This window comes from Mesopusillimonas faecipullorum (genome assembly GCF_020539505.1).
Classification (GTDB): Bacteria; Pseudomonadota; Gammaproteobacteria; order Burkholderiales; family Burkholderiaceae_B; genus Mesopusillimonas; species Mesopusillimonas faecipullorum.
Genome location: NZ_JACDXW010000002.1, coordinates 380,674 through 393,255 on the forward strand (window position 1 = coordinate 380,674; position 12,582 = coordinate 393,255).

Sequence of the window (12,582 nt, forward strand, 5' to 3'; positions counted from 1 at the left end):
CTGTCGGTCGGGAAGTTCCAGCACAGCTGGAACCGCGCGAGCTGCGGCCCCCGTCCGGTACCTCATCCGCACGACTTAAGAAACCAAAAAAAATCACGCCAAAAGAAAAACGCCGCAAAAGGTTCTAAAAACCCTTCGCGGCGCCTAACACTTTCAGCCTGTGCAAACCACAACAGCACAGAAAAAAACAGATTACTTCTTGCGCACCGGCGGTAAATCCGTGCATGTACCTTCGGCAGCTTCAGCCGCCATCCCCACCGACTCACCCAAGGTAGGATGCGGATGAATGGTCTTGGCGATATCCACCACATCGGCCCCCATCTCGACGGCCAACGCCACTTCGCTGATCAAATCGCCGGCACCCGTGCCAACGATGCTGCCGCCCAAAATACGATGGGTTTCAGCGTCGAAGAGCAGCTTGGTGAAGCCCTCGTCGCGGCCATTGGCAATCGCGCGCCCCGAAGCAGCCCAAGGGAACACACCTTTCTGCACGGCAACGCCCTGCTTCTTGGCCTCTTCCTCGGTCAAACCCACCCAAGCCACTTCAGGATCCGTGTAGGCCACGGAAGGAATGACACGCGCGTCGAAGAAAGACTTCTGGCCCGCAATGACCTCAGCCGCCACATGCGCCTCGTGCACGGCCTTGTGCGCCAACATGGGCTGGCCCACGATGTCGCCGATGGCATGGATATGCGGCACATTGGTGCGCAGCTGGCGGTCGACGGTGATGAAGCCGCGTTCGTCCACCTGCACCCCAGCGGCATCCGCGCCTATCTTCTTGCCGTTGGGCGAGCGCCCCACTGCCTGCAGCACCAAGTCGTAGCGCTGCGGTTCGGCAGGCGCATGCTTGCCTTCGAACTTGACCCAAATGCCGTCCTCTTTGGCCTCGGCTGACACCGTGCGGGTTTCCAGCATGATGTGGTCGAATCTGTGCTTGTTGCGCTTTTCCCAGACTTTGACCAAGTCACGGTCGGCGCCCTGCATCAAGCCGGTTTGCATTTCCACGACATCCAGGCGCGCACCCAAAGCCGAGTAAACCGTACCCATTTCCAGGCCTATGATGCCACCGCCAACGATAAGCATCTTCTTGGGAATGAATTTAAGCTCCAGCGCGCCGGTTGAATCCACCACACGGGGGTCGTCCGGCAGGAAAGGCAGTTTGACCGACTGGCTGCCCGCCGCAATGATGGCAGACTTGAATTTCAGGGTTTGCTTTTTGCCATCGGCGGCTTCAACCGCCAGATGATGCGGGTCGGCAAACCGCCCCAGCCCCTGAACCACGGTAACCTTGCGTGCTTTGGCCATACCCGCCAAACCACCGGTGAGTTTGCCAATGACCTCTTCCTTGTGCTTGCGTAAAGCATCAAGGTCTATGGTGGGCGCGGCAAACTTGATCCCGTGCTCGCCCATGGTCTGCGCTTCTTCGAGCACAGCTGCGGTATGCAGCAAAGCCTTGGAAGGAATGCAGCCCACGTTGAGGCAAACACCGCCTAGCGTGGCGTAGCGCTCGACCAGCGCCACCTTAAGGCCCAGATCGGCGGCGCGGAAAGCCGCCGAATAACCGCCAGGCCCTGCGCCCAACACGAGCACATCGTATTCGTCGTCAGCCTTGCCATCGAAACTGGCCGCCTGCGGTGCAGCAGCGGGCGTAGCTTGCGCAGGCTTTTCTTCAGCCGGAGCCGACTTTTTCTCGGTAGCCGGCTTCTCGGTGGCGGCAGCAGCCTCGATGCGCACAATCGCTGTGCCCTTCGAGACCTTATCGCCCACCTTGACCAATACCTGCTTGACCACCCCGGCTTCGCTGGCGGGAATCTCCATGGAAGCCTTGTCCGACTCAACCGTGATCAAGCTCTGTTCCGCCTTGATCTCGTCGCCCTCGGATACCAGTACCTCGATGACGTCGACGGTGTCGAAGTCGCCTATATCTGGAATATGCAGTTCCGTCGTCATATCCGTGTCTCCTACAGTGCGATGCGGCGGAAATCGGCCAGCAATGCGGCCAGATAGGCATTAAAGCGCGCCGCTGAAGCACCGTCGATGACGCGGTGGTCATAAGAGAGCGACATGGGCAGCATCAGGCGTGGCTGGAAGGCTTTGCCGTCCCAGATTGGCATATGTGCCGAACGCGACACCCCAAGAATAGCGACTTCAGGCGCATTGATGATGGGCGTGAAGGACGTGCCGCCGATTCCGCCCAAAGACGAAATAGAGAAGCAACCGCCTTGCATCTGCGAGGGCGACAGCTTGCCGTCGCGCGCCAAAGCGGCCAACTCGGAGGTTTCTTTGGCCAGTTCAATAATGCCCTTGCGATCCGCATCACGGATCACTGGCACGACCAGCCCATTGGGCGTATCGGCGGCAAAGCCGATGTGGTAGTACTGCTTGAGCACCAGATTGTCGCCATCCAGCGAGGCATTGAACTCGGGGAATTTCTTGAGCGCCGCCACCACAGCCTTGATCAGGAAGGCCAGCATCGTCACCTTGATGCCTGCTTTCTGATTCTCTTTGTTGAGCGTCTGACGCAGTTCTTCAAGCTCGGTGATGTCAGCCTGTTCGTTGTTGGTGACATGTGGAATCATCACCCAGTTACGATGCAGGTTCGCACCGGAAATTTTCTTGATGCGCGACAAAGGCTTGCTTTCGATTTCGCCAAATTTGGAAAAATCGACCTTGGGCCAGTCGAGCACTGTCAGGCCGCCACCCGCTGCAGCCGGCTTGGACGACGCTGCCGCCCCACCCGCCAAGGCTTGTTTGACAAAGCCGCGCACGTCGTCAAACGTGATGCGGCCTTTATCGCCACTGCCCTGCACGCGGTTCAAATCTACCCCTAACTCGCGTGCAAACTTGCGCACCGAGGGAGAAGCATGAGGCAGCTGGCGCAAAGGCGTATCGTCGGGATAAAGCCCGCTGGTAGGCGATACGCTGGTTGACGCGGGAGCTTCCGCCTTCGCAGCCTCAGCCTTGGGCGCCTGCTCTTGGCTGGCTTCGGCTTTAGGCGCTGGCGCTTCGGGAGCTTCAGCCTTTTCAGGAGCGGCGCCTTCGTCGGAAGACAGCAATTGCAAGATCTCGCTGCCCTTGGCAACCTTGTCGCCCACCTTCACCTTCAAGGCCTTGACCACGCCAGCCGCCGACGATGGGATTTCCATCGAGGCCTTGTCCGACTCAACGGTAATCAGGCTTTGCTCGGCCTTGACGGTATCGCCCTCGGCCACCAGCACTTCTATGACTTCTACGGAGTCAAAATCACCGATATCGGGAATGGTGACGCTGACAGGCTGGGCATTGGCCGCCGGAGCAGCTTTGGCCTCAGCCTTGGCTTCAGCTTTGGGCTCAGCTTGCTTGGCGGGCGCCTCGGCTTTAGCAGCTTCCTCTTTGGCAGGCGCCTCGGCAGCGGCTTCGGACTGCGACTCGATTTCAACGATGACCGAACCTTCGCTGACTTTGTCACCCACCTTGACCTTGATGGACTTGACCTTGCCCGCGTCCGAAGCAGGGATTTCCATCGAGGCTTTGTCCGATTCGACCGTGATCAGGCTTTGTTCGGCCTTGATCTCGTCGCCCTCGGCCACCAACACTTCTATGACTTCCACCGTATCGAAGTCGCCGATATCGGGCACTTTGATTTCCAGGGTTTTGCTCATGTCGGGGCTCCTGCTTAAGCGTGGTGCGGGTTGGACTTGTTGACATCAATGCCGTACTTGGCAATGGCCTCGGCAATCTTTTCCACGGGCACCAAGCCATCGTCGGCCAAGGCGCGCAAGGAAGCCAGCACGACGAAATGACGATCAACCTCGAAGTGTTCACGCAGACGGTAGCGGAAGTCGGAGCGACCAAAGCCATCGGTACCCAGCACCGCCAGACGGCGGCCTTCAGGTACGAACGGACGGATCTGATCACCCAGCAGCTTGACGTAGTCGGTAGACACGACAATGGGGCCTGTGGTGTCGACCAACTGACGCGTCACGTAAGGCTGGGGAGCTGCTTTGTCGGTGGGGTTCAGCAGGCGGTAACGCTCGCAATCCATGCCATCGCGGCGCAGTTCGCTAAAGCTGGTCACGCTCCAGACATCGGAGCTGACGCCCCAGTCTTTCTCAAGCAGCTCTTGTGCGGCAAGCACTTCACGCAAGATGGTACCGGCGCCCATCAACTGCACGCGCAGCTTGTCTTTGGGTTTGCCATTGCTGCGGAACTTGTACATGCCGCGAATAATGCCCTCTTCGTCGCCGGCAGTCAGACCGGGTTGGGCATAGTTTTCGTTCATGACGGTGATGTAGTAGAAAACGTCTTCTTGGTTTTCTACCATGCGCTTCATGCCGTCTTGAATAATGACAGCCAGCTCGTGTGCATACGTGGGGTCGTAAGACACGCAGTTGGGGATCATGGACGACAGAATGTGGCTATGGCCGTCTTCGTGCTGCAAGCCTTCGCCGTTCAAGGTCGTGCGGCCTGCGGTACCGCCCAGCAAGAAGCCGCGCGCACGCATATCACCAGCCGCCCAGGCCAGATCGCCCACGCGCTGGAAGCCGAACATCGAGTAATAGATGAAGAACGGCAACATGATGCGGTTGTTGGTGGAATAGGACGTCGCCGCCGCTATCCACGAACTGAAAGCACCCGCTTCGTTGATCCCTTCTTGCAACAGCTGGCCGTCGGAAGCCTCGCGGTAATACATGACCTGGTCTTTGTCGACTGGCACGTATTTCTGGCCTTCCGGCGCATAAATACCGATCTGGCGGAACAAGCCTTCCATACCGAAGGTACGCGATTCGTCGGCCAGAATCGGCACGACACGCGGACCCAACTGCTTGTCGCGCAATACCTGGTTCAAGATACGCACGAAAGCCTGGGTGGTGGAGATTTCACGGCCTTCGGCGGTGGGTTCGAGCACAGCCTTGAAGACCTCAAGCTCAGGCGCCTTGAACTGCTCATCAGCCCTAACCCGGCGCTTGGGCAGATAACCACCCAGTTCTTTGCGGCGCTCGTGCATGTACTGCATCTCGGGCGCATCTTCAGCCGGCCTGTAATAAGGCAGTTTTTCCAGGTTTTCGTCGGGAATAGGAATATTGAAGCGATTGCGGAATTCGCGGATGGCTTCGACATCCAGCTTCTTTTGCTGGTGCGTGGGGTTCTTGGCCTGACCCACGTGACCCATGCCATAACCCTTGATGGTCTTGGCCAGAATCACGGTAGGCTGACCCTTGTGCTTGGTGGCGGCGTCGAAAGCGGCGTACACCTTATGGGGGTCGTGACCGCCACGGTTCAGGCGCCAGACATCGTCGTCGCTCAGGCGGCTGACCATTTCCAGCAGCTTGGGGTGCTTGCCGAAGAAGTTCTTACGCACGAAAGCCCCATCATTGGCCTTGTAAGCCTGATATTCGCCGTCCACGGTTTCTTCCATGATACGGCGCAAGATGCCTTCTTTGTCGTGCGCCAACAAGGGGTCCCAGTAGCCGCCCCAGATCAGCTTAAGAACGTTCCAGCCACTGCCGCGGAACTCGCCTTCGAGTTCTTGAATGATTTTGCCGTTACCACGCACTGGGCCGTCCAGGCGCTGCAGGTTGCAGTTGATGACGAAAATGAGGTTATCCAGATTTTCGCGTGCCGCCATGCTGAGCGCACCCAAGGACTCGGGTTCATCCATTTCGCCGTCGCCGCAAAATACCCAGACTTTACGCTTGCTGGTGTCGGCAATGCCACGCGCATGCAAGTACTTGAGAAAGCGCGCCTGATAGATGGCCATGATGGGCCCCAGGCCCATGGAAACGGTGGGAAACTGCCAGAACTCGGGCATGAGCTTGGGGTGCGGATACGAAGACAGCCCCTTGCCCCCAACCTCTTGGCGGAAATTATCCAGGTGTTCTTCAGTCAGGCGCCCCTCAAGGTAGGCGCGGCTGTACATGCCAGGCGAAGTATGGCCTTGGAAATACACCAGATCGCCGCCATGCTCGCCATCATCCGCGTGCCAGAAATGGTTCTGGCCGGTTTCTATCATGGTCGCCAACGAGGCAAACGAGGCAATATGACCGCCCAAATCGCCACCGTCAGGCGGGTTATGGCTATTGGCCTTGACCACCATGGCCATGGCGTTCCAACGGGTGTACGAACGAATGCGGGCTTCGAGCTCCTGATTGCCGGGGCTAGGCGTTTCAAGGCCCGGCGGAATCGTGTTGACGTAACCCGTGTAAGGCGTGAAAGGCACGTTGGTGCCCGAACGGCGTGCTAAATCGATGAGACGCTCAAGCAAGAAATGCGCACGGTCGGGACCTTCGCGCTCGAGCACAGCTTCCAGGGCGTCGAGCCACTCTTGGGCTTCGACATCCGATTCGGTAATGCGCGTCAGCGCGTTGGCCTGATCCATAGAGGACATAAGCGTCTCCTGAAGGGTTATGTTGGGTCAGCTATCCGCAGCCGGGTCTCGGCTACGGATCCTATATCTGGGGTTTCATGCATGAGTTCGGGACAGGCGTCATCCGGCGCTCTACACGTAATGCACGCAGCCATTCTAGGAAAGAGGATGCCATTGAGCAAGGTAAATTTCACTTTGTGGTGATTAATTTCATAATATGAAAATAAATCCATGAAAACCGCCAAATGCTGCGCCGCACAAGGGTTTCCGGCCTTTCAACTTTTCTCAAAGACTACACCAGAGATCACTGCACGACCTCAGATCTATCCTAGCTGTAAGCTAGAATGACGAGGCGCTGCATACTTCTATGCCTGCGCAAACCTCTTCTTAGGAAACCACTATGCCACAAGCCACCGCTCGCCACATCCTGGTACCCACCGAGGACCAATGCAAGCAACTCAAGGCCGACATCGAAGGCGGCGCTGATTTTGCTGCCGTTGCTCGCCAACACTCGCAGTGCCCCTCCCGCCAAGACGGCGGCAACCTGGGTTCCTTCGGTCGCGGTCAAATGGTTCCCGAGTTCGACGCTGTCGTCTTCAGCGCCCCCGTAGGCGTAGTACAAGGCCCGGTCAAAACCCAGTTTGGCTACCATCTTGTCGAAGTCACCAGCCGCCAAGACTAAGCACCCTTAACGCCTAGTAAACTATGGGCCGCATTGTTGTCACGCGCCATGGCTAGCACACCCAAGAAATCCCTCATCCCGACCACCTTCTACGAGCAGGCCAAGATGTCGCGCCGCAGCGGCTACTGGGTAACGCCGGTGGTTGTGCTCGTCTTGTATCTGTGTGTCATGGGCGTGTTCATCTGGATGCAACGCCTGCAGAACGATAGCGTGATGTTCGTTACCATCGACCAGGAAGCCCGTTTGCAGCGGCTTAACCTGTTCGTCATCGCGCTATCGTCGCTTATCGTTATTTCCCTGCTGGTGCTCTGGCGTTACACACGCTATCGCACGCGCGCCGAAGCCGCCCTTATCGCGGAAACCGGGTTTCGCCGGGCCATGGAAAACTCCATTACCACCGGGATGCGGGTCTTTGACATGCAGGGGCGCATCGCCTATGTCAACCCGGCTTTTTGCCGCATGATAGGCTGGAACGAAGCCGACCTTATCGGAAGAACCAAGCCCTTCCCCTATTGGCTGCCCGGTCGCCATGCCCAGCACGAAGAAACCCTGGACCTACTGCTTTCAGGTCGCACACCCAGCAGCGGCCTCGAAGTCGAAGCCCAACGCCGCGACGGTTCACGCTTTACCGCTCGTATGTACGTTTCGCCTTTGCGCGCCCCCAACGGCGACCAGATCGGCTGGATGACCTCCATGACCGACATTACCGAGCCCAAGCGCATACGCGAGGCTCTCACCGCCGCCCACGAACGCTTCATGACAGTGCTCGAAGGCCTGGACGATGCCATCTCGGTGGTGGCCGACACGCCCGAAGGCCTGGAGTTGTTGTTTGCCAACCGCACCTACCGACGCTTTTTCGGTGCGCAATCCAATGGCCACGAAGAACTCTTGGGGGGGCGTCTGGGCCGTTTTACCGACGAAACCGTAGAGGTTTTTTCCGGGTCGGCTCAACGCTGGTTCGAAGTACATCACCGCATGTTGGCCTGGACGGACGGTCGGCGCGTCAGGCTGCAAGTGGCTCGCGACATTACCGAACGCCGCGAGCACGAAGAAGAATCGCGCGTGCAGCAAGAGAAAATCCAGCTCACCAGCCGCCTGACCACCATGGGTGAAATGGCGTCCTCGCTGGCGCACGAATTGAATCAGCCCCTTACCGCCATTGCCAACTACAACATGGCTGCCTCAGCCATGATCAAATCAGGCAATGCTCAGCCCGAAGTGCTGCTGGAAGCGCTTGAAAAAGGCGCGCGCCAGGCCGAACGCGCCGGCAAAATCATCAGCCGCATCCGCGAGTTCGTCAAACGCAGCGAACCCCGGCGCCAGCAAGTTCCGCTCACCCAGATCATGGACAATGCCATCGCCTTTGCCGATATCGACGCCCGCAAGCGCCAAATTGGCATAGACGCCTCCATGCCCTCCCCCGTGCCGCAGGTGATGGCCGACCCCATACTTATCGAGCAAGTTCTGCTGAATCTGCTTAAAAATGGCATAGAAGCCATGGAGAACAGCGAATATCGCACTCTGCACGTCGAGGCTACCGAGCAGGACAACCAGATACAGATTGCCGTCATTGACCGCGGCCATGGCCTGCAGAATCCCGAGCGACTTTTCGAGCCCTTTTACAGCACCAAATCCGAGGGGCTGGGCATGGGCTTGAACATTTGCCGCACCATCATCGAATCTCACCACGGTCGCCTCTGGGCGACTGCCAACCCGGAAGGCGGCACCATTTTCCGTTTCACGCTTCCTCGCGTGCCCCTTCCCGCGCCAGACCTCTCCGAGAACCCTCAGGAGCTACACGCATGACCAACCCTCCCACTTCCCACACCGTCTACATCGTGGACGATGACGAAGCCGTGCGCGACTCGCTACGTTGGCTGCTGGAAGCCAACGGCTACCGCGTCAAGAGTTTCAGCAGTGCCGAAGACTTTCTTGGCGCTTACGAACCAGACGAAGTTGCCGTGCTGATCGTCGATGTCCGCATGCCCGGCATGAGTGGCCTCGAGCTTCAAGAAGAGCTTTTAGCTCGTGAAGCGCCTTTGCCCATCGTGTTTATCACCGGGCATGGCGATGTACCAATGGCCGTCTCCACCATCAAGAAAGGCGCCGTCGACTTTCTCGAAAAACCCTTTAACGAAACCGATTTGCGCGGCATCGTGGCCCGTATGCTGCAAACGGCTTCAGACAAAGCCTCCGAGATGCTGGCACAACGTAGCCAGCAGGCCGTGCTTAACCGTCTTACCTCCCGCGAGCAACAAGTTCTTGAGCGCATTGTGGCGGGCAGGCTTAACAAGCAAATTGCCGGCGACCTTAACATCAGCATCAAGACCGTAGAAGCTCATCGCGCCAACATCATGGAAAAACTCGAAGTCACCACGGTGGCTGATCTTATGAAGATCGCCCTGAACCAGCCGCAAGGAAGCAAATGAGTGCACGCATCATAGACGGCAAAGCGCTGGCCGCCGGCATACGCGAAGACGTTGCGCAACGTGCCAAGGCCCTGCGGGCACAAGGCATCACCGCCGGTTTAGCCGTAGTTTTGGTGGGTGACGACCCGGCTTCTCACGTATACGTGCGCAATAAGGCCCAGGCCTGCGAGAAAGCCGGTTTGTACTCGCGTGAAATTCGCTTGGCGGCTGACACCCCACAAGCCACCTTGCTGGATGTTATCGAAGGCCTGAACGCCGACCCCGCCATTCATGGCATTTTGGTGCAGCTACCCTTGCCTGCCCCTCTCGACGCCAATCAGGTCATAGCCGCCATAGCCGCCGACAAAGACGTGGACGGCTTTCACATCAGCAACGTAGGTTTGCTGATGACGGGCCAGCCTCGCTTCATTCCCTGCACGCCCTATGGCGTTATGAAGATGCTGGAATCCGAAAAAGTCGTGCTGCGTGGTGCCGAAGCCGTGGTTGTCGGTGCCAGCAACATCGTAGGCAAGCCCATGGCCATGCTGCTGCTGGCTCAGGGCGCAACGGTCACGCTGTGCAACTCCAAAACGCGCGATCTGGCCGCCCAGACACGCCGTGCCGACGTCTTGGTGGTGGCAACGGGTCGCCCCAATATGATCCGTTCTGACATGATCAAACCTGGCGCCATCGTCATCGACGTGGGCATCAACCGCCTGCCTGATGGCCGCCTTACCGGCGATGTCGCTTTCGACGAATCCTGCGCTGTGGCCGGCGCCATCACCCCCGTGCCCGGCGGCGTAGGCCCCATGACCATCGCCATGCTGCTGGTCAACACCATCGAAGCTGCCGAGCGCTCCTTGTCTCACACGCCCCTGTTGGACTGAAGCCAGTTCCTCGCTTAGCGATCCCGGCCCCCCCAAGGAACCAACGGGCGGTCGGGCTGTCTGCTTTATATGACTGTTCAATTTCCGAGTTTTGCCTGCCCATGACCAATCCTCTGCTTGCCCCGCTCGACACCCTGATAGATTACGTCGCCATAGAACCCGCTCATATCGAGCCGGCTGTCGATCAGCTTATCGAACAGGCCAGAGCAGCGGTCGAGGCCGCCGCCAACCCTGCGCTACCCGCCACTTGGGAAGCCATCGTCGACCCCCTGGATACCGCCGGCGAGAAGCTTTGGCGCGCCTGGTCGGTGGTCGGCCACTTGAACGCCGTAGTCAATACGCCCGAGTTGCGTCAGGCCTATAACGACTGCCTGCCCAAGGTTTCCGAGTTTTCTACCTGGACAGGCCTGCATCTGGGTTTGTATCAGCAATATCAGCGCCTGCAATCCAGCCCCGACTTTCAGCACTGGCCCTCTACCCGTCAGCGTGTGGTCGAACTCGCGCTGCGCGACTTCCAGCTTAGTGGCGTAGGTCTCGAAGGAGAAGATCGCGAAACCTATATGCAGTTGGCTGCGGAACTGGCCCAGGTGTCGCAAAAATTTTCCGAGAATGTGCTGGACGCCGTTGATCAGTGGACCTTGCTGATCGAGGATGAAAGCCGTTTGGCCGGTATTCCCGTCGATGTCGTACAGGCGGCGCGCGCGCGCGCTGAAGAGCAAGAAAAGGCCGGCTGGCTGCTGACCCTGAAAATGCCCTGCTACCTGCCCGTCATGCAATATGCCCATGACCGCGAGCTACGTGCCACCCTGTATCGCGCCTACGGCACCCTGGCATCCGAGCATGGCAAGCCCGAGCAAGATAACTCCGCTCTTATTGAACGTCTGCTGGCTTTGCGGGCTCAAGAAGCCAAGTTATTGGGTTACGCCGATTTTGCCGAGCTGCGCCTGCAAACACGTATGGCCCGCACGGCAGGCGAGGTTCAGGAGTTCCTGCGCGATCTGGCACATAGAGCCAAACCCTATGCGCAGCGCGACCTTGACGAACTGCGCGCCTTCGCAAAGACCCAATATCAAATCACAGAGCTCGAGCCCTGGGACCTTCCCTATTACGCCGAACGCCTGCGCGAAAAGCGCTATGCCTACTCCGAAGACGAGGTAAAGCAGTACTTCACCGAGCCCCGCGTCATGCAAGGTTTGTTCCAGGTCGTCAAAACCCTGTTCCAGGTCACCCTGGAAGCCTGCCCCGAGATCCGGCTTTGGCACCCTCAGGCCCAAGCCTTGCGTGCTGTCGATGCGCAAGGGCAGGTTTTGGGCTATCTGCTTGTCGACCTTTATGCGCGTCAGGGTAAGCAAGGCGGGGCTTGGGTAGATAGCGAACGCAATCGCCGCCGTATAGGTCAACACCTGCAACTGCCAGTGGTGGGCCTGACCTGCAATTTCACGCCACCTGCCGACGGCAAGCCTTCGGTGCTGACTCATGATGACGTCATCACGCTCTTCCATGAAAGCGGGCATGCGCTGCACGCGCTGCTCTCACGGGTAGACGAACCGGGCGTCAGCGCCTTTGCCAGCGTCGAATGGGACGCCATCGAGCTGCCTTCCCAGTTCATGGAAAATTTTTGCTGGGAATGGCCGGTAGTCCAGGCGCTTTCCGCCCATGTGCAAACAGGCGAACCCCTGCCTCGCGAACTCTACGACAAGCTGTTGGCCGCCCGCAACTTCCAAAGCGGCATGCAAACCGTACGCCAAATCGAGTTCGCCCTTTTTGACATGGCCATCCATGCGCGCCCTGAAGGTATGAATATCGCTCAGGTGCTGCAAACCCTGAACGAGGTACGTCAAGAAGTGGCGGTGGTCATTCCGCCCAGCTGGCACCGCTTTCCGCACAATTTTTCGCATCTGTTCGCGGGCGGATATGCGGCGGGCTATTACAGCTACAAGTGGGCCGAAGTACTTTCCGCCGACGCTTACGCTGCTTTCGAAGAAGCCGCACAGGCCGAAGGCCGGCAAGACACCTTGCACCCGCACACGGGCAAGCGCTTTCTGGACGAAGTGTTGGCAGTGGGCGGCACACGTCCCGCAGCCGACTCCTTCCTGGCGTTTCGTGGCCGAGCCCCGCTTTTGGATGCTTTGTTGCGCCATGGGGGTATGGACACGGCTCTGTCCACTGATACGGCCAGTGCCTAAGGCACTGTTCAGTAAAAAACCTATTGAGGCCTCTACGCATGTCCGCCGCGCTTTTTCTTCGTAGCCTGCTTTG

8 protein-coding genes are annotated in these 12,582 nt (G+C 58.5%); 5 read left to right on the forward strand and 3 right to left on the reverse strand.

Annotated features, from left to right (window positions below; genetic code table 11):
* Positions 1-192: 192 nt before the first annotated feature.
* From lpdA to aceE, 3 genes are read right to left on the reverse strand one after another with little or no spacing between them, the layout of a single operon-like run.
* Positions 193-1,950 (reverse strand): dihydrolipoyl dehydrogenase, encoded by a 1,758-nt coding sequence (gene lpdA, locus H0484_RS05205; RefSeq protein WP_226953389.1) that lies wholly within the window; start codon positions 1,948-1,950, stop codon positions 193-195.
* A gap of 11 nt (positions 1,951-1,961) precedes the next feature.
* Positions 1,962-3,641 (reverse strand): dihydrolipoyllysine-residue acetyltransferase, encoded by a 1,680-nt coding sequence (gene aceF, locus H0484_RS05210; protein WP_226953390.1) that lies wholly within the window; start codon positions 3,639-3,641, stop codon positions 1,962-1,964.
* 14 nt (positions 3,642-3,655) lie between these two features.
* A complete protein-coding gene (aceE, locus tag H0484_RS05215) occupies positions 3,656-6,367 on the reverse strand; it encodes a pyruvate dehydrogenase (acetyl-transferring), homodimeric type (RefSeq protein ID WP_226953391.1) in 2,712 nt (903 codons plus the stop codon).
* 379 nt (positions 6,368-6,746) lie between these two features.
* Between aceE and H0484_RS05220 the strand changes: the two genes are divergently transcribed.
* The 5 genes from H0484_RS05220 (at position 6,747) to H0484_RS05240 (ending at position 12,509) form a co-directional block, all read left to right on the forward strand.
* Positions 6,747-7,028 carry a peptidylprolyl isomerase gene (locus H0484_RS05220; RefSeq protein WP_226953392.1) on the forward strand — a complete coding sequence of 94 codons (282 nt, stop codon included), beginning with the start codon at positions 6,747-6,749 and terminating at the stop codon, positions 7,026-7,028.
* 48 nt (positions 7,029-7,076) lie between these two features.
* A complete protein-coding gene (locus H0484_RS05225; RefSeq protein WP_226953393.1) occupies positions 7,077-8,834 on the forward strand; it encodes a PAS domain-containing sensor histidine kinase in 1,758 nt (585 codons plus the stop codon).
* A complete protein-coding gene (locus H0484_RS05230; RefSeq protein ID WP_226953394.1) occupies positions 8,831-9,457 on the forward strand; it encodes a response regulator transcription factor in 627 nt (208 codons plus the stop codon). The genes H0484_RS05225 and H0484_RS05230 overlap by 4 nt, the downstream gene beginning before the upstream one ends.
* Positions 9,454-10,323: a bifunctional methylenetetrahydrofolate dehydrogenase/methenyltetrahydrofolate cyclohydrolase FolD gene (folD, locus tag H0484_RS05235; RefSeq protein ID WP_226953395.1), complete on the forward strand. Its 870-nt coding sequence runs from the start codon at positions 9,454-9,456 to the stop codon at positions 10,321-10,323. Before H0484_RS05230 ends, folD begins: the two co-directional genes overlap by 4 nt.
* Positions 10,324-10,424: 101 nt before the next feature.
* Entirely contained in the window at positions 10,425-12,509 is a 2,085-nt protein-coding gene (locus H0484_RS05240; RefSeq protein WP_226953397.1) for a M3 family metallopeptidase, read from the forward strand.
* The last annotated feature ends 73 nt before the right edge of the window (positions 12,510-12,582 follow it).